This is a genomic window from Calditrichota bacterium (assembly GCA_013151735.1).
Classification (GTDB): Bacteria; Zhuqueibacterota; JdFR-76; order JdFR-76; family BMS3Abin05; genus BMS3Abin05.
The window spans coordinates 16,555-40,680 of the sequence record JAADHR010000017.1 but is presented as its reverse complement, the minus strand read 5'-3'; the positions used below and the strand labels follow the sequence as shown (position 1 = coordinate 40,680).

The 24,126-nt window shown below is 46.5% G+C and carries 22 protein-coding genes; 1 reads left to right on the top strand and 21 read right to left on the bottom strand.

Annotated features, from left to right (window positions below; all coding sequences use genetic code 11):
* Nucleotide 1: 1 nt before the first annotated feature.
* The 9 genes from GXO76_00840 to GXO76_00800 all read right to left on the bottom strand — a co-directional run bounded on the left by GXO76_00840 (nt 2) and on the right by GXO76_00800 (nt 12,384).
* Nucleotides 2–3,190, bottom strand: a complete 3,189-nt coding sequence (locus GXO76_00840; protein NOY76391.1) for a hypothetical protein — start codon at nt 3,188–3,190, stop codon at nt 2–4.
* 594 nt (nt 3,191–3,784) lie between these two features.
* The gene (locus tag GXO76_00835; GenBank protein ID NOY76390.1) at nt 3,785–5,305 is read right to left on the bottom strand and encodes a trehalose-6-phosphate synthase; all 1,521 of its coding nucleotides are present in this window, start codon (nt 5,303–5,305) and stop codon (nt 3,785–3,787) included.
* A gap of 8 nt (nt 5,306–5,313) precedes the next feature.
* Entirely contained in the window at nt 5,314–6,390 is a 1,077-nt protein-coding gene (locus tag GXO76_00830) for a mechanosensitive ion channel family protein (GenBank protein NOY76389.1), read from the bottom strand.
* Nucleotides 6,391–6,588: 198 nt separating this feature from the next.
* Nucleotides 6,589–7,401 carry a trehalose-phosphatase gene (otsB, locus tag GXO76_00825; GenBank protein NOY76388.1) on the bottom strand — a complete coding sequence of 271 codons (813 nt, stop codon included), beginning with the start codon at nt 7,399–7,401 and terminating at the stop codon, nt 6,589–6,591.
* Complete coding sequence (locus GXO76_00820; protein ID NOY76387.1) at nt 7,398–8,237, bottom strand: carbohydrate ABC transporter permease; 840 nt, start codon at nt 8,235–8,237, stop codon at nt 7,398–7,400. The genes otsB and GXO76_00820 overlap by 4 nt, the downstream gene beginning before the upstream one ends.
* The gene (locus GXO76_00815; GenBank protein NOY76386.1) at nt 8,234–9,088 is read right to left on the bottom strand and encodes a sugar ABC transporter permease; all 855 of its coding nucleotides are present in this window, start codon (nt 9,086–9,088) and stop codon (nt 8,234–8,236) included. The genes GXO76_00820 and GXO76_00815 overlap by 4 nt, the downstream gene beginning before the upstream one ends.
* Entirely contained in the window at nt 9,085–10,311 is a 1,227-nt protein-coding gene (locus tag GXO76_00810) for an extracellular solute-binding protein (protein ID NOY76385.1), read from the bottom strand. The genes GXO76_00815 and GXO76_00810 overlap by 4 nt, the downstream gene beginning before the upstream one ends.
* Before the next feature lie 157 nt (nt 10,312–10,468).
* Complete coding sequence (locus GXO76_00805) at nt 10,469–11,710, bottom strand: glycosyltransferase (protein ID NOY76384.1); 1,242 nt, start codon at nt 11,708–11,710, stop codon at nt 10,469–10,471.
* Nucleotides 11,707–12,384 (bottom strand): hypothetical protein, encoded by a 678-nt coding sequence (locus GXO76_00800; protein ID NOY76383.1) that lies wholly within the window; start codon nt 12,382–12,384, stop codon nt 11,707–11,709. Before GXO76_00800 ends, GXO76_00805 begins: the two co-directional genes overlap by 4 nt.
* A 224-nt stretch (nt 12,385–12,608) precedes the next feature.
* On the opposite strand from GXO76_00800, the gene GXO76_00795 reads away from it, so the two are divergent.
* On the top strand, nt 12,609–14,111 hold the full coding sequence (locus tag GXO76_00795) for a B12-binding domain-containing radical SAM protein (GenBank protein ID NOY76382.1): 1,503 nt from the start codon (nt 12,609–12,611) through the stop codon (nt 14,109–14,111).
* Nucleotides 14,112–14,226: 115 nt separating this feature from the next.
* On the opposite strand, the gene GXO76_00790 is transcribed toward GXO76_00795, so the two are convergent.
* From GXO76_00790 to GXO76_00735, 12 genes are all read right to left on the bottom strand, one after another.
* Nucleotides 14,227–15,081: an RNA polymerase sigma factor RpoD/SigA gene (locus GXO76_00790; protein NOY76381.1), complete on the bottom strand. Its 855-nt coding sequence runs from the start codon at nt 15,079–15,081 to the stop codon at nt 14,227–14,229.
* A gap of 80 nt (nt 15,082–15,161) precedes the next feature.
* Complete coding sequence (locus GXO76_00785) at nt 15,162–16,214, bottom strand: hypothetical protein (protein ID NOY76380.1); 1,053 nt, start codon at nt 16,212–16,214, stop codon at nt 15,162–15,164.
* Between the two features lie 8 nt (nt 16,215–16,222).
* On the bottom strand, nt 16,223–16,525 hold the full coding sequence (locus GXO76_00780) for a DUF59 domain-containing protein (protein NOY76379.1): 303 nt from the start codon (nt 16,523–16,525) through the stop codon (nt 16,223–16,225).
* A 180-nt stretch (nt 16,526–16,705) separates the two neighbouring features.
* Complete coding sequence (locus tag GXO76_00775) at nt 16,706–17,815, bottom strand: Mrp/NBP35 family ATP-binding protein (protein NOY76378.1); 1,110 nt, start codon at nt 17,813–17,815, stop codon at nt 16,706–16,708.
* A 35-nt stretch (nt 17,816–17,850) separates the two neighbouring features.
* Complete coding sequence (locus GXO76_00770; protein NOY76377.1) at nt 17,851–18,306, bottom strand: Rrf2 family transcriptional regulator; 456 nt, start codon at nt 18,304–18,306, stop codon at nt 17,851–17,853.
* Nucleotides 18,307–18,456: 150 nt separating this feature from the next.
* A complete protein-coding gene (rplS, locus tag GXO76_00765) occupies nt 18,457–18,798 on the bottom strand; it encodes a 50S ribosomal protein L19 (GenBank protein NOY76376.1) in 342 nt (113 codons plus the stop codon).
* A 66-nt stretch (nt 18,799–18,864) separates the two neighbouring features.
* Nucleotides 18,865–19,581: a tRNA (guanosine(37)-N1)-methyltransferase TrmD gene (gene trmD, locus GXO76_00760; GenBank protein NOY76375.1), complete on the bottom strand. Its 717-nt coding sequence runs from the start codon at nt 19,579–19,581 to the stop codon at nt 18,865–18,867.
* Between the two features lie 7 nt (nt 19,582–19,588).
* Nucleotides 19,589–20,110 (bottom strand): 16S rRNA processing protein RimM, encoded by a 522-nt coding sequence (gene rimM / locus GXO76_00755; protein NOY76374.1) that lies wholly within the window; start codon nt 20,108–20,110, stop codon nt 19,589–19,591.
* Nucleotides 20,111–20,132: 22 nt separating this feature from the next.
* A complete protein-coding gene (locus tag GXO76_00750) occupies nt 20,133–20,363 on the bottom strand; it encodes a KH domain-containing protein (GenBank protein NOY76373.1) in 231 nt (76 codons plus the stop codon).
* Between the two features lie 125 nt (nt 20,364–20,488).
* Nucleotides 20,489–21,058: a 30S ribosomal protein S16 gene (gene rpsP, locus GXO76_00745; protein ID NOY76372.1), complete on the bottom strand. Its 570-nt coding sequence runs from the start codon at nt 21,056–21,058 to the stop codon at nt 20,489–20,491.
* Between the two features lie 46 nt (nt 21,059–21,104).
* Nucleotides 21,105–22,439 carry a signal recognition particle protein gene (gene ffh / locus GXO76_00740; protein NOY76371.1) on the bottom strand — a complete coding sequence of 445 codons (1,335 nt, stop codon included), beginning with the start codon at nt 22,437–22,439 and terminating at the stop codon, nt 21,105–21,107.
* A 151-nt stretch (nt 22,440–22,590) separates the two neighbouring features.
* On the bottom strand, nt 22,591–24,093 hold the full coding sequence (locus GXO76_00735) for a leucyl aminopeptidase (protein ID NOY76370.1): 1,503 nt from the start codon (nt 24,091–24,093) through the stop codon (nt 22,591–22,593).
* Between the last annotated feature and the right edge of the window lie 33 nt (nt 24,094–24,126).

The following is a 24,126-nucleotide window of genomic DNA, read 5'->3' as shown; positions in this document are numbered from 1 at the left end:
GTTACCTCACCAGAATTACTTTTTTCCAACAGTTCAAATTGCCGGATTTAATCGTAATAATATACACGCCGCTGCCAACTTTCTTGCCATCTGGCATTTGGCCATTCCACCGATAGGTGTTCCATCCGGCGGAAAAATCGCCTTCAACAATTTTCATAATATGGTATCCGGAAATATCGTACAGATCAATTCTTGCCCGGCGGTTGGAACTCAATTTAAATCGTATTCCGAGTGGAGTCCCTACTTCTGCCTTGAAAACATTTCGATCCAACAGACAATCATTACTGCTCTTCACTAAAACCCGAGCCTGAGCTGTTTGACGATTCCCGCAACGATCTTGCGTGTGAAGCTCAAAAATAATGGCCTCCTGAAGCGCCCGTGTAATAAGCCGTGTTTCGGTAAATACCGGCTGGAGCGTGATCCATTGATCCGGAACATTTCCGGTACGACGGATAAAGGCATCGGCGTAACTGGAATCTATTTTTCCATTTACAAACCGGACATCAACATCCCAGGATACCACGCCCTTGGGAAGCCAGACACGTACCTGAACGCTATCCCCTACTTCCACAAAAGCCGGTGAAACCTCTATTTTAGGAGATTCCGGAGAGAAAAATGCACAAGAATTGAATCCAAACACCTGGGTGCTATCCGCATTGTTTGCCTGGTTCGTATCGTCATCCGCCTGTACCATGGCCTTGCTAAAAAGCTCAACCGGAGCAGCCGGAAGTTTATCTGAAACGCGAGCGGAAAATGTGAGATTAACGGTTTCCGATGGAGCCAGTTTATCAAAAGCCCAAAAGACTGTATCGCCATTTACATATTGAATAGCAGGGGAAAAATGGTTAAACGTAGCCGAGTCGGGTTGGGTGGCCCAAATCCGGACATGTCGGGCCGTGTCCGGGCCTGCATTTCTAACCATAATTTCGTAGGAATAGGATGTGCCCTCCAATACAGCAGGAACCGTTTTCCCCTGGTAGACCACAGAGGTATCGGTATGAACCGTATATTTCAGGCTCACATCACATTTTTCAATAATTCTCTTTACAAAAAGCGTATCGCGCACCAATCCCGCATGTCCGCAAGCATCCTGCGTGCGCAATTCAAAAACAATGGGTTCCTGATTTGCCTCTGTCAAAAGCTGTGTGTTGGTGAAACTCGGCCGGATGGTCAACCACTGGTCGGCCACATTGCCGGTTGACTGGATAAACGCATCCCCGTAGCTTGAATCGACGCGGCCGTCCACCGTGTACACACGAATGTCCCACCAGGTGACGCGTTTGGGAAGGCGCACGCGGACCACTGCGCTGTCTCCTTCAAATACCGAATTCGGCACAAGCTGGATTTGCGGCGCTTCCGGGGTAAAAAATGTACACCGATCAAACGCCAGAACCCGTGTACTGTCGATATTATTCGCCTGATTCGTATCCGCTTTGGCCTGTATTCCGGCTTTGCTCAGCAATTGAATAGGGGAAACAGGAATAGAGTCCGCTACCGTTGCTTGAAATGTAATTTCTCTGTCACTTCCGGGAGACATTTTATCAAATGTCCAGAAAGCCGTATCCGACTTTAAAACCTGAGGAGAAGGCACAAAACTGCTCCAGGTTACAGAATCCGGCCGGATAACCCAAAGCCGAACACTCCGGGCGGTATCCGGCCCGGTATTGGTGAGATCAATTTTGTAGGAATAGCTTTCTCCTTCCATCACGGCAGGAACATCCGCCCCCTGATAATGAACGATCGTATCCGTTTGAGCCGTGTAGTTCAGGGCCAAATCGCACTTCTCCCGATTTACGGTTACCGTATCGTATGCCACATTCGAATATCCGCATGAATCTGTTGAAAAAAGCTCAAACACGATTTGTTCGTGATCCGCCGCCGTTAACAGTTTCGTATTCGTGAAACGAGGGTGAACAGTCAACCACTGGTCGGCCACATTGCCGGTTGACTGGATAAACGCGTCCCCGTAACTTGAATCGACGGTTCCGTCCGCATAATGGACCCGTAAATCCCAGGCCATCACCCGTTTGGGAAGTCGAACCCGGATGAAAAGGCTTTGATTCTCAAAAACGGACTGTGAACTTGCTTGAATTTGCGGGGCTTCCGGGGTAAAAAAATCACACGGACTATACGCATAAACAATCGTGGAATCTTCATTATTGACAAGATTGGTGTCGCATTTGGATTCAACCCAGGCGCGGCTAAAAAGGCGATGAGGGGTTACAACCAGATTCGTAAAAGACTTGGCATCAATCAAAATGGTTTGCTCCGCCCCGGGAGAAAGAGAATCAATTTGCCAGAATACGGTATCGTTTCGGGTTGTGTCCGGTGCAGGCCGAATATTAAAAAAGGTGGTGGAATCGGGAATGAGCGCTTTTATTTTAAACCGAATGAGTCTGCCCTTTCCAACATTTTTCACCCTTAATACATAGGAATACGGTCTGCCCTCTTTCACGGCTTTCACCATTTGCCCCCCCACATCGATGAGTGTATCTGCACTTGCGGAATAGGTTAACGCTGCATCAAAGGGATTGGTTACTTTTATTAGAATGACCTGTTTAAAATGGACGCTTTCAGGATTCGAATGAATCGAGACACTGTCCGTATTCCCATTCCAGAATATTGGAAAACGAACGGCAATTTTGGCATAATGATTCAGGATAATTGTGTTGATTCCCTTTTTGAAATAAAATGTACCTGCGTACCGGATTTGGGAATCTTCTGAATCCGGAGCGGTCGTATCAATAACGACCTTGTACGGTCCCAGGTTGGCATCGCATGCATTAATAAGGGAACTATCCGGATAACGAATTTGCAGAAAAAAGCTTTCGTTATGCTGATCCTTATCATTTAAAACCTGGGTAAAAATCCTAAAAAAGCCGGAACTTTGCACTTTAATATTCGCGACTTCTTTTGAAATCTTGGGTAGATAATCTGCAATAACATAAATTTTGGACGGATCGCGGGGAAACGCGGTTGTATCACCGGTCACCTCAATGGTATCAATGGTGCCGGTCACAGACTCGCTTGATTGATTCTCGAACACATTTTGTGCGGTTTTACTCATTTGTGGCCAATTTTTTGACTGAGATTCGACTCCCAAAGGAGCAGCCATTCCATTCATTTGAAACAGCAAGACAATGGCTGCCAATAAAATGAAAACACGCCGGTTTGCAAATGAACTATCCATTTTATTTGAATCCCTTTTTTAATAAAATCAGCTAATTTGCAGTTTAATACTACCTGCCGATTCATGTCTTTTTTCTAACTACCTGATTATTATCGGAAGAAAGCCCTAAAAAGATAATCAAGAACAAGAACCACACCTCATTCTTTTAGGCTTTCTTTCGTTTTAGGTGTCTAATTGTCGAAGAGCATCCGGAACTTTCCGCCAAAAAAATGTTCGTATTTTCTTCGCTAAATCACCACAAAATTCATACCAGAACACATTAATAATTTTTTTAAATCCCTATTTTGTGGGATATTATATTAACTTGTTATTAATATAATGTCTTATAATTTAATGAGTTATTTCTTCATTAGTTAATTATTCTTATTTATGTTCAATTCGTTTAGAAAGAATTGTCACATTTGATGTGCCGTGTCTCTCTATGAAACATCTTATTTGAAATTGAGAATTTAAGCGTGAGTGAAAAATGGGGGAGAATTCGAATGGTTCTGCATGGGGAAATGAAAATGGGGGCCCGGTTGCCCTACCCGTTTATTCTTCAGTCCGGCAGAAAGCCAAACCACAACTATTTGTTTGCTTTGAGAAATACGGATTCTAACCATTTTCGGAAAAACTTTCTTCGTCGTCATATATTGGGATATAATCTTCAACGATTGGAAAATTGTCCAAACGTTTGGCAATGGCGGCCAATAGAAAGGAATTGACCCACCAGTAAATATCTGTTTTTCGGATGGATTGGCGGAGTTTGTGCATGCGCATTCGACGCTCTTCTGGAGTCATAGAATAGGCACGATAAATCGCATCGGCCACACCTTCAATATCGTAAGGATTAATCAATATGGCGCTTTTTTGAAACTGAGCCGCCACACCTGCGAATTCGCTGACCACAACCACGCCATTTTCCTCAATATTTGAGGCACAATATTCCTTGGAAACCAGATTCATTCCATCCTTGGGAGGCGTAACCAGCAGTATTTCGGCTGTGCGATAGTGGGCCACCAATTCCACACGTCCCAGGCTCTGGAAGCGGTAATAAATCGGGATCCACCCTGAACGCGTAAACTGGCCGTTAATCTCGCCCACCAGTTGTTCGATCTCTTCCTTTAGTGCAGCATACATGGGAATACTGCGCCGGCTTGGAACTAGAATCTGAGCCAAAATAACATTGCCCTGCAGCTCCGGGTAACGAAGCAGGGCATTCCGATAAGCATTTAATTTTTCAATAATTCCTTTTGAATAATCCAGCCGGTCTATACCCAAAATAATTTTAACTTCCGGCAGATTTTCGTGAATGTACCAGGCTTCTTTGGAAACCCTTTCCGTTTTGGCCAGGTTTGCAAATTCATGATAATCAATACTGATGGGGAAAACCCCAACCCGAATCTCACGATTCTCCGTTTTAATTCGAATAACCTGTCCCTTGCCCTGAATAGACATATCATGCATGAGGGTTCGAACGCATTGAATGAAGTTGCGGCGGTCTCTGAGGGTTTGAAATCCGACCAAATCATATTGAAACAGGAGACGCAAAATCTGAAACCGCCAGGGCAGTTTCAAAAAAATGTCCAGAGGGGGAAACGGAATATGCAAAAAGAAGCCCAATTTTGACTTGTCTCCCATTTCGCGAAGCTCTTTTGCGACACCAATTAGATGATAGTCGTGAATCCAGATAAAATCCCGGCCGCTGCTGTTCGCCTGAACAACCTCAGCAAATTTCTTATTCACCCGCGTGTAGAATTTCCAGTATTCGGGTCGAAAATTACAAAAGGGGACAAAATCGTGAAATAGGGGCCAAAGCACTTCATTCGAAAAACCCATGTAGTATTTTTTGATTTCTTCCTCTGTAAGCAGAACGGGTTTAAGCCGATAGCCGGAGTCCCGGGTTGCACTTTTTAGAAGGGCATCCAGGTTGAGACCTTCTTCGGCATGTATTCCCGGCCAGCCAATCCATAAACCGCCGCGATTTTTTAATACAGGCGCCAGGGCCGTTACGAGTCCACCGGAGCCCGATTCCACGTGCCAATTTCCGGATTCATCTTTTGTAACCGCAATAGGCAACCGATTGGAAACAATAATTACTTTGCTTCTCGGATGATCATCCTTCTGTTCAAACATGTCGTTTCCTATTCCTGTTTATTTTGGTCTGTTTGATTTTCTTTTTCCAGATAAACGGTCTGCGTCGGAAATGCGAACTCAATTCCTTCTTTCGTAAATTTCCGAAAGATTTCCAGATTGATCGCCTGATGAATGTCCATATAAACGTTGTAATCGGGATTTTTTACCCAGTACACCGTCTCGAAGTTGAGAGAATAATCACCATAGGATTTAAAATGAGCCCGGTCAAAACGGACCTGCTCTTTCGATTCAACAATTTCCCGGATCATTCCCGGAATGGCCGCCAACTTCTCGTAGGGGGTGTTGTAGGTCACCCCGATTGAAAAAACGACCCGTCTTTCGTACATTCGCTTGTAATTTCGAATACGGCTTTTTAATAAATCATTATTAGCAAAAATAAGCTGTTCGCCGGAAAGACTGCGAACCCGGGTCGTTTTCAAACCGATATGCTCCACGGTCCCGAGATAGTTGTCAATAATAATAAAATCCCCCAAAACAAAGGGCTTGTCCAGTACAATTGAAAGTGAAGCAAACAAATCACTCAAAACATTTTGAACAGCCAGAGCCACAGCAATTCCACCGATTCCCAAACCGGTAATAAGGGCCGTAATGTTAATTCCCAGATTATCCAGTGAGAGCAGAATGATGATCGAATAAAGGATGAGCCGCCCCACAAATGCAATGGCGACCATGGTTGTGGCTTCGGACGGATCCTTTTCAGTGCTCTTTTTTTTGTACAAATCGAGCCCAAATGAAATGAGTGCATTCCCCCAAACAGCCACCTGAAAGAGAAGAACAATAATGACGATGCTCTGAATAATATGCCGGGTGGTCAGCGGGAGGCTCAATACAAGCGACCCCAAAAAAATGGCCATGAATACAAGCATCAGGAAGGTGGTTTTTTCGAGGAACAATAAAATGATGTCGTCTGCGGAACTTTTGGTGCGTTTTGCCAATACGCCCAATTTACGAATAACAAATTTCTTGATAATCTTGAAAGCCACCAAACTGACCAGGAAAATCAAGACGGCAATGATCCAGGTTTTTACACTGTTATTGTAAACCATCCAATCCAAAAATTTCATTCACAGTCCTCCGTTGAAGATTTTACCACAATCCATTGCGGCAATTGTTCAGGCTGTTTATTAGTCAACGCGCCACGGCCAACTTACCGCATGACAAACACCCATCCATTGCAATTGGAACTGAACACCGTTTGTGTAATTGCAGTAAACCTGCGCATTACTTATTATAAATATTAAATATACTCATTTAGAACCATTTTATCCAGTAAAAATTTTACAGGTATTTTCCCATTTGTGCAGAAACTCCAAAAGCTCTTCCGGGGGAACCAGATGCACATCGGCTGCTGTGGGGCGAAAATCTCTGCGGACCAGAATCCCCACGCCTCGTCCCCGAAGGGCCCGAAAGGCATCCTCGTCCGTTAAATCATCTCCCAGATAAACGGCCACCCCGCCATCCGATTCATCCAGCAATTGCCTGACCACTTTGCCTTTATTCACACCCGGCAGCCGAAATTCCACCCCGCCGTCAAACAGGAGAAGTTCCAGATGATGCTGTCGGGCAGGTTCACTCCACGCGTCCAAAATCTCCGTTTTCATCCTTTCCCGCTCGGCTTCGTTCAAGCTCCGCCAGTGGAAAGCCACCCCGCCGGGTTTCACCTCACAGGCCTCATCCCAACCCTTTTTGTGTGCCCACTTTTGCACATCCGAAAAAAACTGTTGTACAGCCAATCCAACCGAATGCAGGCGATACGTTCCGTCAGGAAGCTGGTGCTCAAGTCCGTGGGAGCCCCAGATTTCGGGCAACGAGGAAAGCCCCAGCAGGGGGAGCAAATCGGTTACGGCACGGCCGCTGACAATGACCACACGTGAGGTTCCGGCAGCTATTAAATGATCTAAAATTTCAGAAACTCCGGGATACGGCACAGCCTGGTCGCGCTCCACCCGAAAAGGCGCCAGGGTTCCATCGTAATCGAGCATGAGAAGCCGCTTTTCCGGTGGAGTTTTTTCCAGAGCCCGAAACAAATCCATCAAAATCGGGGTGTTCGCCAATTTTTTTTCGAAATCCGTCATTCTTTCAGCACTCCAGAGATCATTCCTTTCATCATAAATCGCTGCAAAAAGGCAATAACAAAAACAGCGGGAACAAGCATCAAGGTTGCCAGTACACTTGCCGAACCAATTTGCCCGTATTCGGTGTAATAATAAATCAGCGGGGGCATGGTTCGGTGGGTTAACTGGATGAGCAGGGCATAAGTAAATTCATCCCAGGACAGTAAGAAAATCAAAATAAAAGCGGCGCTGAGTGCGCCTTTGGCCACGGGAAGGGAAATCCTGAAAAATACACGGGCCGTTGAACAGCCATCCACGTACGCTGCTTCTTCCAACTCCCGGGGAACATCCGAAAAGGAAGCAAATGCAATCAGAATGGCAAAGGGGAGTCCCAATGTCAGATGCGCCAAAATAAGGCCCAAACCCATCGGGTGATTGTAGAGTTGAAGGGGAATGAGAATAGCCGTCAGGGGAATGGCAATGGCAATAGGAGGCAGTACACGGCTGATCAGCGCCGAGCGGGTGGCTATGCCGCCAATTTTTTGGGACCGGGCAGCCGCCCAGCCCGCCGGGAAACCCAGTGCAAGGGAAAGGAGGGTTGTCCCCAATGCCACCCAAAAGCTGAGAGCAAGGTGCGAAAACAGCGCCTGTGTTTGCCACAGGATGTGAAAATTCAGAAGCGTCAGCTTTTGTGGCAGTACCCGCAAAGGCCACAAAACAGACTCGCGCTCCGGTGTTATCGCCTGACGAATAACCAGAAGAATCGGGAAGATATTGATTGCAAACAGAGAAAGCAATCCCAGGCCGGAAAAGACGTATGAAAACTTAAACCTTCGATGGTGAGTCGTCTGGTTCATTTGCGATTCACCCTCCTTCCGGCAAACAGAAAGGCGGCCCCTGTGGCCAGCACCAGAAAAAAGGCCAGGCTTAGCGCAGCGGCATTGGCCTGAGCGGGATTGTTAACATCGACCTTGTAATGGTAGGCAACAGACGTAACGACCGGCAATCCCTCAACCCCCACCAAAATAAGGGGCGTAGCAAATATTCGAAAGGCGTCGATAGCACGCAAGGCAACAGCGATCAGGAGAGCCGGAATAATCAGCGGAAGCTGAATGAAACGTGCTACCTGCCATCCCGTTGCGCCGTCCACTTTTGCGGCATCCAGAAAACTCTCGGGCAATTGTTCAAGGGCCACCAGAACAATCAGAAAAACCACAGGGGTAACCCGCCAGGCATCGATTAGAATAATCATAAAAAGCGTGAGAACACGCCCGGGTTGAAACCAATTAACCAGACCGGCGCTGCCTGTCACAGAAAAAAGAAGGCTGTTCAAATAACCGTGCTCCCGAAAAACCAGTTTCATCGTAAGAATGTAAACAATTTCAGGCACAGCGTAAGGAACGATGGCGACCGTTCGCCAAAGGGTTTTTCCTCGCCTCAACCTGTAAAATCCCAGAGCCATTCCCACGCCAATGAGTGTTTCAAGCAGCACACTGCAAACCGGGATCACAAGGTTGTTCTGAAGCGCCTTTCGATAGAGGGGATCAGAAAAAACAGTCCGAAAATTCTGAGTGGTAAAATGTCCGGCAACCGTCGTCAGAGACGAACGAAGGGCTTCTCCCAACGGCCAAATTTGTAAGAAAAGAAACAGGAGGGCCGGACATGCAAATAGCCCGTACGTTATTTTTCGACGGGACAGGTAGTTCATTTTAATGGCATCTGTCTGAGTCCGTTAATTTTTTCCTGCATCTGTTTGACTACCGTTGTAATATCCTGGTTTTCAAAAATGATCCGATAGAATCCATCCTGCCAGATTTGACTCACCTCCGGATAAAACGAAACCGGAGGGCGGGCACGCACAAACTCCCGCATCGCCAAAAAGCCCTCAAAATCCTTTTGATCTTTTTCGCTGAGAGCCTTCCACCCCTCGTCGCGGATCGGGAACCAGCCCAGCCCGGCCACCATCCTTTTTTGCACGGCGGGAGATGTCAAATAGGTCAACAGGCGGGCGGCCATTTTCGGATGCGGCGCCGTTTTGGGGATGCCAAGGTACCCGCCGCCAAGAATGGTCGCACTCCCGGCCGGCCCGGCTGGCAACGGAGCCGTTTCAAACGGATGATGCAGCAATCCCTTCTCCCGTAACAAAGGCACAACAAACGGCCAATTTTCGTGCAGGAGAATTTCATCGTGTTCTTCCGCCTGAAGAATGGAGTTTTCTTTGTACGATTGTACAGCCGGATTAAAAAATCGGGACAATTTTTTGAGAAAAACGAAGGTTTTCACAACCTCCGGGCTCTCCGGGTGCAGGGGATCACCGCCCGCCTGCCAGATGAACGGAAACAAATCGCAAACGAGGCCTTCGTATTTTGCCGCTTTAAAACCGATGCTTCCCGGATGGCTTTTGGCAACGGCCATCAGCTCCTGCCAGTTTGAGGGAGGATTGGGTATTTTGGCCCGATTGTAGACAAGCGCCTGCCAGTTCAGACGATGAGGAAGATACAGCATGTGAGGCGGATTTCCCAAAAACCCGGCCTGCCAGGCAGCAGGCTGAACATGTTTTTTTAATGAATCAAGCGGACCGGCAAGTGAATCGAGGGGCTGCATAAACCGGCTCATCAGCGGCAGCATGTAGATGTCCAATTCTACAAGATCCAATTCACCCCTGCCTGCCTGAGCCTCAGCCTCAATAACGGAGCGAATCTGATCGTACTGCTGAGCCACTAAATTTACAGAAATGCCGCTTTCTTTTGAAAAATCATCCAGAATTTTCCGATAGCCTACCTGTTCCGACGGAAGCAGGGCAACGGCCAGTGTGAGCTTTGGGGTTTTTGGAGAGCGAGAACAGGAAAAAATCGGAAGAATAAAAATGGCTGCACCTGCAAGTGCCGCAATCTGTCGGATACGATTTAAGATGCGATTTTGCCCAAACATGTCTTCTCCTCCCAAGGAAACACTTTCAGAATCGACCCCCATATTGCGCTGTTTTGGCGGCAGTCCCGCCCACACCCTCGGCTAAGCGGCCCGTTCGTTTCACGTTTGTCCGGATCATTTCATTTTGGCTGAATACACTTCCTGTTTCAGGGCGACCCTATTTCAAATCAATCCGTTCGCGATTTCCTTCCAGGATGTCAATCATCAGTGTAAGGTACTCCCGCAAATGCCGGGTAATCAGGAAATTCTCCAGAACAAACCGATGGGCCTTTTCTCCCATAATTTTCCGCTGCTCGTGATTGTAAAACAGGTACCGAATGCGGAGGGCGGCCCCTTCCGGGGTATCCACCAGAAAGCCTGTGTGGTGATTCACAACCTGCAAACGAATCCCCCCCACATTTCCCCCAATAACGGGCTTCCCTTTCCAAAGTGCTTCTGTTACCGTCAGGCCAAAACCTTCTTTAACGGATTTCTGAAGAACAACATCTGCCGCTCGCTGGAGCGCATTAATCGTTCGATGCGCATCGGACGGCAGCAGCAAAATGGTAATGTCCTTGTCATCATTTGCAGCTTCGTACACCTCGCTGAGTACGATTTCCCCCTCCGGATCATCTGTGGCTTCTCCACCCGCCAACACCAGCTGTAAACCCGGCACAAATTTACGGGCCAGCCGGTAAGCACGAATGACCCCCACAGGATCTTTAAAGCGATCAAAACGAGAAACCTGAACAATAAGCGGGCGTTCCGGGTCCAGGTCAAATCGCTCGTACACCGAATTTGCCTCTTCTGCAGGCAGTTCCAAATTTTTATCGCTGAGGGGATCAATGCTGGGTGCAATCAGGTACTGGAGGTGTGGTAGCGATTGGGCAAAATCGGCCAGCGAGAAAATACTCGCATCGTATCCTTCAACAAACCCTCTAAGATATTTCCACACCGGCCGATAGGGTCGGCTCACATCGATGTGGCATCGCCAAATCCATTTTCCTTTTCGATTCGAACAAAGCCGCAGCATGGGAGCCGGCTGTGGATCATGAATAAAAACAATGTCCGCATCCTCCAAAATAGGGCAGAGCTTCTCAGCATTTTGGGCATTTGTTTCTTCATAAACCTTCAGGAGAGAAGCAGGAATTTCAACCGGATTGCCCTGAAGGCCGTTATGAAAACTCTTTGTGCACTTAAAAAAGGCCTCATTCCCTTTGATGACCTCCCACTGAGCATGGATTCCCAAATCCTGCATTAAGGGAACTAATTTATTGAGGATTTCAGCAACCCCTCCGCCCAATCGGGTGGAATTGACGTGAACCACCTTTTTCCCCTTAAGAGGTTCCGCCAACTGTAAGAGATGGTCTATGACCGTGTCGCCGGTCACTTTTGCATAATGCTTAAGGGTTGTCTTCATTTTTTGCTCCGATCAAAATAGGATTTGAAAATCTGCGAAAGCTGTTCCCGTAATTGCGACAATGTTTGAAAATAGGGGTCCAAACCGGCTATTTGCTCACAAAGTTCGGAATATTCGCCATTAAAGCCGGTAAGCCATTCCCGGAAATCGTCCACTTTATCCGGTGTCCGGCGCATGGCGTCAATGAAATGATAAAAAATACTGCCAACAGACATGCTTGGAATCGCCCCGGATAATTCCCTGGGATGGGTCATCGACTTCTTGGTTGTAAACACAACAATCTGAGAGGTCATAAAATTGAATTGTTGGTCGGCTTTTGCCCAGGGGACCATTTCGCTTTCATCCAAACGCTCCTCGATAACCTCGATTATTTCCTGGCGAAGGTCCTCAATACTTCCGAATTCCCGCGGGTCGATTGCCCCCAGCCGCTCCGCAATTTTTCCATCGTGCAGGGCGTGCCTCCCCCATGAGGCAAAATCGTTGTTGTACTCCGGATCATCAAATCCCGGGCGCAAACGCCCTCCCCAGAAATGATAGTAAATGCTCCCGGGGTCAATTGTTTTGATTCGATCCCGCAATTCCCTCAAGTTTTGTGCCTTTTCGCCCGTTGCAATGGCAATTAACGCGCAGTCTTTTACAACAAAGGGTTTTCTCTCCATCTGACTATTCGGCATAACTGAACTCCTGTGCCTTGGAAAATTGAATGAGTATCTGTGAGGTTTCTTAAATTTATAAAAATATTTTCACGATTACAAGACTGTTTTGCATTTCACGCCGTTCATTCGCAAAATCATTTTCCTCCTTTAATATTTTCGTTGCATTCAGGAAGAATTTTTAGTATTATTTTATCTACTAATAACACAAAACATCCCGGATAACAATTTTTTGAGGCATGATCATGAATATCCTTCTCGTTTACCCGCAATATCCCGAAACTTTTTGGAGTTTCAAACATGCACTAAAGTTTATTTCAAAAAAGGCCTCCATTCCACCTCTTGGGCTTTTAACCATCGCGTCCATGATTCCCAAAGACTGGCCCATGAAATTAATTGACATGAATGTTGATTCCCTGAAAGACAAAGATGTCCAGTGGGCCGATTTGGTCCTGATTAGCGCCATGGTAGTTCAGCGCACATCTGCCGAAGAGGTGATCGAGCGGGCACACGCCTTTGGCAAAAAGGTGGTGGCCGGAGGGCCGCTCTTCACAGAAGAACCGGATCATTTCCCCCAGGTTGACTACCTCGTTTTGGACGAAGGCGAAATTACATTTCCCCGATTCTTGGATGATCTGGCCAACGGAACGCCCAAATCAATCTATCGCTCGGCGGAGCATCCGGACATCACGCAAACACCGCCGCCCAAATGGGAACTTATTAATCTTAAAAAATATGCCACAATGGCGCTTCAGTATTCCAGAGGGTGCCCTTACAATTGCGAATTTTGCGATATTGTGGTTTTGTACGGACATCGCCCCCGAACAAAAACAAAAGAACAGATCCTAAACGAACTGGAACAGCTTTACAAAGCGGGCTGGCGGGATGCCATCTTTTTCGTGGACGACAATTTTATCGGAAATAAAAAGAAGTTAAAAGATGAGGTTCTCCCGGCAATTATTGATTGGATGAAAAAGAAAAAATATCCCTTTTATTTGAACACGGAAGTTTCCATTAATCTTGCAAAGGATGACGTGCTGCTGCAGCAAATGATCGATGCCGGTTTTCGAAAGGTCTTTGTCGGAATCGAAACTCCCAATGAAGAAAGCCTGAAAGAATGCAAAAAACTGCAAAACACCGATCTGGATATGATTTCGTCCATCCGGAAAATCCAGGCAGCCGGGATGGAAGTACAAGGTGGATTTATTGTGGGATTCGATCATGACACACCTTCTATTTTTGAAACACAAATCCGATTTATTCAAACCAGTGGTATTATGACGGCCATGGTGGGTCTGCTCAATGCCCCCCGAGGAACACGGCTGTACAACCGCCTAAAATCGGAAAAGCGCCTCCTGGGTGACATTTCGGGCGACAATCTGGATTTTTCGACAAACTTTATTCCCAAAATGAACTACCAGAAATTGCTGGAGGGGTACCGGCATATTCTGGAAACGATTTATTCGCCCAAAGAATATTACCAGCGCCTGAAGGTCTATCTGAGCAATTATAACATGCCCGAAATTAACCACGTGTCTTTTCACTTTTTTTACGTGAAAGCCCTTCTAAAATCCATTTGGGTTCTTGGAATTCGCTGCAAATTCCGGCAGTACTATTGGAAAATCCTGGGTTGGAGCCTGATTAAACGGCCCAAACTTCTTTCAGTGGCCATTACACAATCCATTTATGGCTATCATTTTCGGAAAATTCTGGAAAACTACACCCGGGAACCCCTGCTTGAGCAGTAATTTATTTTTGTCGGATGGGAAAACCGGAATGGTTTGAAAGTTACGCGTGGATTTTCTGAAAGTGGAGATATTATTAAAAAGGCCGAATTTTCATTCGGCCTTTTTTAACGGGTCATTAACCCAGAAATTGTTTAAGCGCTTTCCCCTTGGTGGTTCGGCGCAATTTGATCAACGCCATTTCCTTAATCTGGCGAACGCGCTCCCGGCTTAATCCAAGACGGTCGCCAATTTCACTTAGTGTAAGCGGGCGTTCTTCTCCGATACCAAAATAGAGCCGCAAGATCGTACCCTCGCGTGTGGGCAACGAATTCAAGACCCGATTAATTTCCACATGGAGCGATTCCACCTGCAAATTCTCATCGGGCTGCGGCGATTGATCATTCGGGATGAAATCCATCAGGGTCGAATCAATATCGTCTCCAATCATCTCATCCAGAGACAGATCGCGCCCAAAATTTCTCATGATACTGGACAAATCAGAATGGGAAATTCCCAACGCAACCGCCACTTCTTCCAGACTGGGATCGCGCCCAAGATCATTCCGAAGCTCATTGAAGGTTTTCTCAACCTTGAAAACATCCCAAACCTTGTTAAAGGGCAGCCGAACCATCTTGGATTGATTGACAATCGCCTCCATGATGGCCTGACGCACCCACCACACTGCGTAGGAAATAAAGCGAAACCCTCTGGTACTGTCAAATTTTTTTGCTGCTTTGATGAGGCCAATGTTGCCTTCATTAATCAAATCTTCCAGAGGCAAACCGCGGTTCTGATATTCCTTTGCAATCGATACCACAAACCGCAAATTGGATTCGACCAGGCGATTTAATGCTTCTTCGCTTCCCTCTTTTACCCGCTCGGCCAATTCGATTTCTTCTTCAGGCGTTAAAAGAGGAACTTTTTGAATATCCTGTAAATAATTCGCTAAAGAAGCCTTATACGTGTAACGATATTTTGGATCTTTTTTCATTTCGTATCCCTGTATGGTTCATATTTTTTGATTTCAATCCTAATATAAATAGGACTCCCTGACACCCAAATCATTTGTTTTTACAATCGCCAGGCTTCGAGAGTTCCATTTTTTATGGGTTCAACATCAATTTCTTCCACTTTTTTTTCGCTTTTATACCGAACTCTCACAACCGGCTGATTTTTTGCATCTGAGTAGCGGGCTGTAATAGCTGCGACAATTGGAATGTCCGACTCGCTCACCAGGCCTTCGGCCAGGGTTAGGGGCCCGCTGTCATCGACTACTTCAAACGACCAGCGTCCGTCTTCGAAATTGGCCAAAAAATTATTTTCCAATTCATCGCGGCCCACGATCACCTTCAATGTGTCCGACACCCTAAAATGCCGCCCCACTTTCAGTAGAATCATATCGTCCAATGTCAGAGATTCTTTATCACGATATTTAAATAAATCTTTCAGGCGCCGGGCATAATTTTGATCCGTTAAATAGCAGCACCCTCCGGCAGGCTGGGGATAATCATCAATGCCCAATTCTTTTGCCAGAGCCATTTGCTTTTTTCGGGATCGGCCCGAAATATCCTGCAGGCCCTCCCGGCGGATCCAGCCCTCTTCTTCAGGCCGTGTTGGAGGAAGTAATTTCCCGGATAGCGGACGCACAATCAGTTTTTCCAGACCGGCTTCCTTTTCAATCAGCCGCAGGGTTCCAAAATGCTGGGTCATTGGGCGCTGGGCCAACACTTCACCCGTAATAATAAACCGGGCGCCGATTTCATCCATGTATTCCTTGGCCTTTTTCAGCATGAATATCCGACAGTCGATACAGGGATTGATTGCCGATCCGTAACCGTGCTTCGGATGAATAAGAACCGTCCGAATATAATCGTCGGAGATATCCCTGAATTCTATTGGAATGTGCGTCTGTCTGCCTGCCCGAAGCGGTTCATTTTGTTCAGGGCATTGCTTTGTTTTTTTTCGCTTTAAGGCCCGCCTCGGATCGGCATAGCAGAAACCGGTCACAAACGTGATGCCGTAAACCTCAATTCCCTGCAGTACCATAAGTTTAACGGCCAGTGTGCTGTCCAGACCACCGGAAACCATGGCCACGGCTTTGATTTTTTCATCCCTCAATTTCATTCCCTTGGCTAATCCTCAAAACCCAGCTTGGTTTTGGCTTCTTGGCTCATCATTGACGGATTCCAGGGCGGATCCCACACAACATCGACAAAAACATCCTTTACTCCATCAACGCCCATTACTTTTTGACGAATATCCTCAACAATAAACGAAGACATCGGGCACCCCGGAGCCGTCAAGGTCATCTTGATCTTGACCACATCGTCATCCAGTTTCATATCATACACCAATCCCAAATCCACAATATTGACCGGGATTTCAGGATCATAGCAGTTTTTCAACATTTCCCAAACTTCTTTTTCGTCTACCATATAATGACTCCTTCATCTATAAAATCGCATACATTCCTTGAGAAAATCAATCGCTGAAAGCGTTAGGATGATTGAACCGCAATAACGTATTTTTTCTAACGATAAACGGGGCTATTTGTTTCCCATTTTCTACGCTCTCACACACTCATAACGCCTAAATGAACACATAAACTTCAGGTGCTAACCCAAATTCACATGAATCCCGCCGGCGGGCTCTTCTGCCTTTACGGATTTTTCAATAACACTGTCTGCCAGATTGTAAAATGCCTTGGCGTTTGGAGAATCAGGACGCGATTCCACGATCGGACGTCCGACATCTCCTCCAATTCGAATCTCTACATCCAACGGAACTTCGCCCAGGAACGGTACGCCGAGACGCTTGCTTTCCCGTTCCCCTCCCCCGTGGCTGAAAATATCCGTGCGCTCACCGCAATGCGGACAAACAAAATAGCTCATATTCTCGATAATCCCAATCACGGGAACGTTCACTTTTTGATACATAATGACCCCTTTCACGGCATCGGAAAGGGCTACGTCCTGTGGAGTTGTTACAATAATTGCGCCAGACAAATCCAGAAGTTGAGCAATGCTCAACTGAACATCGCCGGTGCCCGGAGGCATGTCAATAATGAAATAGTCCAGCTCTCCCCAGGCCACATCCCGCAACAGTTGTTCCACCGCTTTGGCAACCAGGGGCCCCCTCCAAATCAACGGCGTGTCTTCCGGCAAAAGAAATCCAAGAGACATTAATTTGATGCCGTAAACATCAAACGGAATGAGTTTTTCATTCTCCATCGCCGGCGTGCCTTTAACCCCCGCCATCATCGGCAGGTTTGGGCCGTAAATATCCGAGTCCAATAAACCGACGGTGTTTCCCCGCTTGGCCAGGGCAATGGCCAAATTTAAGGCAACGGTCGATTTGCCGACCCCTCCTTTGCCGCTGGTAATTGCAATTTTATTCTTGATATTCGATAAATACTTTTCCTTGCCGCCCGTGCTTTTGCTCTTGATGTTTTTGGCTGCTTTGGCCTTCTGGACGGTCACATTCACCCGAACCTCTTTCACCCCGGGCATTGCTTCCAAAACGGCCTTGGCGTCCTTTTCAATTTGCGGGCCGGTTGTATCATCGTTTGTAATCACATTCATTGTTACCGTGATTACCCCATCCTCACTTTTTGCATCCTTCACGACTCCAAACGAGACAATGTCCCGACTGAAGCCAGGATATTTGACCTTCTTTAATTCCTCTAAAATATTTTCCTTCGTCAAATTGCTTCCATTATTGGACATGCAAACAATCTCCTCTCATTAAACGCTCTATTTTTTTACGGATTTTGCACAGATGTTTCCAACCACTTCATCTGAGTCTTTAATTCTTTTGCATTTTTGACCAGGTCTTCCAGTGAAATTTCTTCTAAAATTTCATACATCTTTTCTTCCGCTTTTTTCATGGTGGCAGAAATCAGGCAGTCCACAGCAAAATCGCAATCACGGCGATCGTGATCACACGCAAACAGGGGCGATGTTCCCTCAATGGCCTGAACAATGTCTTTCAAGGTGATGTCTTTCATCGGAATGGCCAGATGATAGCCGCCTTTTGCACCCCGATAAGACCGGACCAGCCCTGCTTTTACAAGATTTTGAAAGATCTTTGCCAAATAGGATTCGGAAATATTTTGTGCCTTTGCAATTTCCGAGACCAAAACGGTCTGGCGCTTATTGTTCACAGCCAGGTAAAACAAACTGTGAATGGCATATTCTGTACTTTGAGACAACTGCATATTTTTTCGCCATAAAGATAATTCGGATAATTATTGTCCTAATATACAACATTCATGATAAAATAGCAAGAAAAAAATTTTGCACCCCTCAAAAAAAAACCGTCAATCGGAAAAGATGACGGTTTTTCTGGAAGGCAAAGAAATTGCCCTTTAACGTTTTTCTGGAATTCGGGCGGCTTTACCCCGCAGCCCGCGCAAATAAAATATCTTGGCCCGCCGGACTTTGCCCCGTCGCAGCAAATCCACCTTTTGAATGTTGGGTGAATGGAATGCAAAAATGCGCTCCACCCCAATTCCGTTGGAAATTTTACGAACGGTAAACGTCTTGTTGATTCCGCTGCCGCGCTTCTGAAGAACCACGCCCTGGAAAACCTGTATTCTCTCCTTATCACCCTCACGAACCTTTACATGAACCGCAATGGTATCGCCGGGGCCAAATTCCGGAATATCTGATCGCAATTGATCCACTCCAATTGCTTCTAATTTGCCCATTTTCAGTCACCTCCAAACTCTATTGATTTTTTTACGATTTTTTCCTAATTTACCCGACTGCCGTTTTCACTTTCCGCGTTTTTTCACAGATTCGGACGAATATGCCTCCAGCAAATCTTTACGTTTTTCCCGGGTCTTTTCGAGTGCCCGATCCTTTCGCCATTCCTCTATTTTTTGATGGTGCCCCGACAGCAGAATATCCGGCACGCGAAGGCCTCTGTATTCTTCCGGCCGTGTGTAATGGGGATAATCCAGCAGATCTTGCTGAAACGAATCTGTCGCCGCTGATTGAAAATCGCCAATTACATCAGGAATAAGCCGCACAACCGCGTCAATCACAACCAGCGTTGGCAATTCTCCCCCTGTTAAAACATAATCGCCAATTGAAATTTCATCCGTAACCAGCGCCTCGATTACCCGCTCATCCACACCCTTGTAATGCCCGCAAAGAAAGATCAGGTGGTCCCACTCTGTAAGGTCATTGGCCATTTTTTGATGAAAGGTCTTCCCCTGGGGAGACATAAAAATAACCTTGCGTCTTTCAGAGGGGAATTCGGCCACAATTTTATCCACTGCCCGAAAAAAAGGCTCAGGTTTCATAATCATTCCTGAGCCACCACCATAGGGGTAATCATCTACCTGATGGTGTCGATCGGTTGTAAACTCACGCAAATCGTGAATAACAATCGTGACCAGGCCCTTTTCCTGGGCTCGCTTCAGAATGCTTTCTTGCAAAGGGCTTTTAATCAGCTCAGGAAAAGCCGTGACAATATCTATTCGCATTGACATTTCACTCCAAAAGCCCTTCAATTGGCTGAATCAGCACAACCCCCTTGTCAATATCAATACTTTTAACAAATTCTTCCACAAAAGGAACCAACACATCCTTATGAGCCGGAGTTTCTATAACAAACACATCATTATTCGTAATCGTGAGGACGTCCTTCACCATTCCGATAAATTGTCCGTCCAGTGTTTTTGCTTGTAAACCCACAAGATCAAAGATATAGTATCGACCTTCCGGTAAAGGCAGGCACTCTTCCCTCGGAATTTGAATGTCCCAATTCCGAAATTGCTCAGCAGCCACACGCGACTGACAGGTATCCAGTTGAAGGATCAGCGCATCACGATGGTATCTTGTCCGGAGCACGTGTGCGATGACCTGTTCGCCTTGAGGAGACCGCAAAAAAACTCGATTAAGAAGCGAAAATCGCTTAGGATCATCCGTTGTCGGCAAAACCTTTACTTCACCGGTAATGCCGTGAGGTTTGATAATTACACCAACGGTAATAAGATCCTCAGAAGATTTCATTTAAAAGAACAATTTACGCTGATTATTCAAGAATTTCCAGAACCGCTCGTTTGCCCGTTTTTGCAGAGGCAGCCGCCAGCAGTGTGCGAATGGACTTTGCGGTTTGACCGCGCTTGCCAATCACTTTGCCCAAATCGCCATCGCCGACACGAAGTTCGTACACAACCGTCCGCTCTCCGTCGATCTCCGTCACCTCAACTTCTTCCGGTTTATCGACCAGATGCTTCGCGATAAATTCGACGAACTCTTTCATGTTAATCCCTCCTTGATTAGGTTCCAGCTATTGCTTTACTAAGATCCGGACTCACAAGATAATGAACCTCCGCAATCCTAAACCTTTATTTTATTAAATCGCTAAGGGCAAAAAAGTTCCAGTTTTTACGCTTCTTTGGTATCCGATTCTTCTTGAACGTCAGACGCGGTCTCTTCTGCTTTCTCCTCGGGAGCCGGTTCTGCTGAAACCTCTTCCTTGGCTTCCGCCTCAGCCGGGGCCGCTTCTTCTGCCGGAGCCGTTTCAGAAGGTGCGCTTTCGGGCTGAGCCTCTTCTTTTGGAGCTGTTTCTTCTTTCACAGCCGCCTCTTCTTCCGCACCCTTTTCCTGCACCTGCTCTGACTTGCGTTTGCGTTCCAATTGAATAACTTCTAATTTCTTAAGCTCTTCTTGAATTCGCTCTTCGTCAAAACCCTTTTTTATCAAATCCCACTTAAACATAATGCCTTCGTGACGAAGTAAACTCCGAACGGTTTCTGAAGGCTGTGCACCAACACCCAACCAATAAAAGATTCGTTCCTCATTTAATTTTACATCAATCGGATCGGAAAGAGGATTGTAATATCCCAAATTTTCGATATATTCCCCATCTCTTTTCTTGCGGCCATCCACGGCCACCACTCGATAAAAGGGTTTTTTCTTCCGACCCATTCGTGTAAGACGCAATCTTACTGCCAAAATTGTCCTCCTTTATTTAAGCGTTTTTTAGTGATTTACAGTCCAATTAAAATGGAAGATTTCCGCCCATAAGCCCGCGCAAACTCCGCTTTCCACCTTTGGAAAATCGCTTCATCATCTTTTGCATTTCATTAAACTGGCTGATCAGCCGGTTTACGTCCTGAACCGTGGTTCCACTTCCTTTTGCAATCCGCCGCTTGCGGCTTCCATTTAGTATCCTGGGATTTCGGCGTTCTTCTTTTGTCATCGATTGAATAATCGCTTCTACCTTAACAAGAGCCTTTTCGTCAATATTCACCTTTCCCAGAGGTGAAGCCCCCAAGCCCGGGATCATTCCAATGATTTGTTCCAGGGGTCCCATCCTCTTAATTTGGCGCAGCTGCCCCAAAAAATCATCAAAGGTAAGGCGCTTTTTCCGAATGGCTTCTTCCATCCGGCGGGTTTCTTCTTCATCCGCAGCCAGCTGGGCCTTTTCCACCAGAGAGACGACGTCCCCCATTCCCAGAATCCGGGAAGCCATTCTGTCCGGATAAAACGATTCCAGCGCATTAAATTTTTCGCCCACCCCCACAAAAACGATGGGTTTACCGGTAACCGCTTTAATGGAAAGCGCCGCCCCTCCACGGGCATCGCCATCCATTTTCGTAAGAACCACCCCATCGTAATCCAGCCACTTTTGAAATTCTGTCGCCGCCTTCACGGCATCCTGTCCGGTCATGCCGTCAGCCACGAAGAAAATATTGTTGGGCTTTGTTTTCGCCTTAATTTCGGCCAGTTCTTCCATCATTTTTTCGTCAATATGAAGACGACCGGCCGTATCGAAAATCACGACATCCTGCCCGTTCTTGCGGGCAAATTGGATGGAATGCTGAGTAATCTTAACGGGATTTTCCCCTTCTTCCGAAAATACGGGAATTCCCAATTGTTTTCCAATTGTTTTCAGTTGGTCAACCGCGGCGGGGCGATAAATATCGGCTGCTACCATCAGCGGTGAATGCTTCTGGCCGCGAAGATAAAGCGCCAATTTCCCAACAAAGGTTGTTTTCCCTGAGCCCTGTAATCCCGTTATCATAAAAATCGTTGGCGGGATATTGGCAAAACGCAAATGCGCGGCCGATTGTCCCAGCAAGCGGGTCAGTTCATCATAAATAATCTTGACAATTTGTTGGCCGGGCGTAATGCTTTTCAGGACGTCCTGTCCAACAGCCTTTTCTTGAACGGTTTTTATAAATTCTTTTGCAACCTTGTAATTAACATCGGCTTCCAAAAGAATTTGCCGAATTTCTCTCAGAGAATCTGAAATATTTTTTTCAGAAAGTTTACCCTGCCCCTTAATTTTTCTGAGGACACCGTCAAGTTTACGGGTTAAATCTTCAAACATTGCCTGTTAAAATCCAGTTCCGAATTTAGCTAAGTTTAAGTGTTTAAAAAAATTATCACATTCTTCCATAGTGTGTAAATTTAATAAAATTTATTTCATTATGCAAGCCTTTTTTCCTAAAAAATAATTTACATTGGTTCTTAATTAAATTTTATCCTTCGGCATTTATTAGTTTTCTCAGATAAGCAACCATCAACCGCACCCCAAACCCTGTGGCTCCTTTGGGAGAATAGGGTAAATCTTGTGTTGTCCAGGCCACACCGGCGATGTCCAGATGAGCCCACTTGGTATTTTCGACAAAATTCTCCAGAAAAGCGCCGGCAACAGGCAGGCCCCCCGGTCCGCCTCCGATGTTTTTCATATCGGCGATATCGCTTTTCAACTGGTCGTGATAGGCTTTCCACAGGGGAATGGGCCACACCTTTTCCCCTGTTTCTTCAGACAGCTTTTGAAGATCGTCGATAACATCCGGGGCATTCCCCATAACGGCAGCTCCGGCATGTCCAAGCGCAACCACGGCGGCGCCGGTCAGAGTCGCCAGATCAATCAGGATGTCGGGTTTGTATTTTGCAGAAAAGGTTATTGCATCGGCCAGAACAAGCCGCCCTTCCGCGTCGGTATTCAGAATTTCAATCGTTTGGCCCGAAAGAGAGGTTACAATATCACCGGGTTTGTAGGCAGATGCCCCGGGAAGATTTTCGGCAGCGGGAATGATCCCAATCACGTGAAGCCGAAGTTTCAGCAAAGCAACGGCCTTCAGAATCCCGAAAACGGCCGCGCCTCCGGCCATATCGTACTTCATTTCGTCCATATTTTTACTTGATTTTAAAGAGATTCCGCCGCTGTCAAATGTAATTCCCTTTCCGATCAAAACAACGGTCGGTGCTGTTTTTCTCGGCGTTCCGTGTTCCAAAATAATGAGTGCCGGTTCTTCAGCGCTGCCCTTGGAAACGGCCAAAAGCGCCCCCATTCCCAACTTTCGCAAGGCGTTCTTGCCCAGCACGTCCACGGACAGCCCAAGCTCTTGTCCCATTTCTTTGGCTGTATTTGCCAGCATGGCCGGAGTCGCCACATTTGACGGGTGATTGGCCAGATCGCGGCTGAAAGCCGTTGCGTCTACCAAATGGCGTCCCAGGCGGATTCCGCTATCCAATTCCGGCACGGAAGCATCCAATGTCCAAAGGCTTACCGTTTCCACGCCCTTTTCAGCCGCTTCCTTTTTCTTGTAGAGGTTAAATTCGTAGCTCCCCAGCCCAAAACCTTCAACGATTATCCGGGCTGTCTTTTCATCTGAAAATCCCTCCTCTTTAAAATGGCGAAACGAAATGAGCACGGTTTTCATTTTCCGCTTCTTCATTTCAGCTGCCGCGGTCCCCATGGCCCTGCGCAGCATCTCCTCCCCAAAATCCTCTTTTTTCCCCAGGCCCACTAATGTAATCCGTCTGAGTTTCCATTCTTCCCGGGGAATGGGAAACGTAAGAACCGTATTTTCTTTTCCTTCAAAATCCTTGGTCTGAATCAGACGTGCCGAAATGAAGGACTTTAAAAAATCGGGAATCCCTGTTCTATCGGCATTTTCCCCTTCAAAAAGGGGAAAAATGAGAGAATCTCCCTGCAATTCGTCAAAATTCTTTTGAATAACGGACCACTCCATTCTTGTCCCTTTCAAAATTGTTTTTACTCGGAT

Excerpts from the sequence above, each read along its gene's own strand:
- GXO76_00790 (NOY76381.1), bottom strand. The coding sequence starts at position 15,081 with ATGAAAAAAGATCCAAAATATCGTTACACGTATAAGGCTTCTTTAGCG.
- rimM (NOY76374.1), bottom strand. The coding sequence starts at position 20,110 with ATGAAATCTTCTGAGGATCTTATTACCGTTGGTGTAATTATCAAACCT.
- GXO76_00815 (NOY76386.1), bottom strand. The coding sequence starts at position 9,088 with ATGAACTACCTGTCCCGTCGAAAAATAACGTACGGGCTATTTGCATGT.
- GXO76_00785 (NOY76380.1), bottom strand. The coding sequence starts at position 16,214 with ATGAAATTGAGGGATGAAAAAATCAAAGCCGTGGCCATGGTTTCCGGT.
- otsB (NOY76388.1), bottom strand. The coding sequence starts at position 7,401 with ATGACGGATTTCGAAAAAAAATTGGCGAACACCCCGATTTTGATGGAT.
- GXO76_00800 (NOY76383.1), bottom strand. The coding sequence starts at position 12,384 with ATGCCGAATAGTCAGATGGAGAGAAAACCCTTTGTTGTAAAAGACTGC.
- GXO76_00820 (NOY76387.1), bottom strand. The coding sequence starts at position 8,237 with ATGAACCAGACGACTCACCATCGAAGGTTTAAGTTTTCATACGTCTTT.
- GXO76_00775 (NOY76378.1), bottom strand. The coding sequence starts at position 17,815 with ATGTCCAATAATGGAAGCAATTTGACGAAGGAAAATATTTTAGAGGAA.
- GXO76_00735 (NOY76370.1), bottom strand. The coding sequence starts at position 24,093 with ATGGAGTGGTCCGTTATTCAAAAGAATTTTGACGAATTGCAGGGAGAT.
- GXO76_00805 (NOY76384.1), bottom strand. The coding sequence starts at position 11,710 with ATGAAGACAACCCTTAAGCATTATGCAAAAGTGACCGGCGACACGGTC.
- trmD (NOY76375.1), bottom strand. The coding sequence starts at position 19,581 with ATGCGAATAGATATTGTCACGGCTTTTCCTGAGCTGATTAAAAGCCCT.
- GXO76_00770 (NOY76377.1), bottom strand. The coding sequence starts at position 18,306 with ATGCAGTTGTCTCAAAGTACAGAATATGCCATTCACAGTTTGTTTTAC.
- ffh (NOY76371.1), bottom strand. The coding sequence starts at position 22,439 with ATGTTTGAAGATTTAACCCGTAAACTTGACGGTGTCCTCAGAAAAATT.
- GXO76_00835 (NOY76390.1), bottom strand. The coding sequence starts at position 5,305 with ATGTTTGAACAGAAGGATGATCATCCGAGAAGCAAAGTAATTATTGTT.
- GXO76_00810 (NOY76385.1), bottom strand. The coding sequence starts at position 10,311 with ATGTTTGGGCAAAATCGCATCTTAAATCGTATCCGACAGATTGCGGCA.
- GXO76_00840 (NOY76391.1), bottom strand. The coding sequence starts at position 3,190 with ATGGATAGTTCATTTGCAAACCGGCGTGTTTTCATTTTATTGGCAGCC.
- GXO76_00830 (NOY76389.1), bottom strand. The coding sequence starts at position 6,390 with ATGAAATTTTTGGATTGGATGGTTTACAATAACAGTGTAAAAACCTGG.
- rplS (NOY76376.1), bottom strand. The coding sequence starts at position 18,798 with ATGGGCAAATTAGAAGCAATTGGAGTGGATCAATTGCGATCAGATATT.
- GXO76_00795 (NOY76382.1), top strand. The coding sequence starts at position 12,609 with ATGAATATCCTTCTCGTTTACCCGCAATATCCCGAAACTTTTTGGAGT.
- GXO76_00750 (NOY76373.1), bottom strand. The coding sequence starts at position 20,363 with ATGAAAGAGTTCGTCGAATTTATCGCGAAGCATCTGGTCGATAAACCG.
- GXO76_00780 (NOY76379.1), bottom strand. The coding sequence starts at position 16,525 with ATGGTAGACGAAAAAGAAGTTTGGGAAATGTTGAAAAACTGCTATGAT.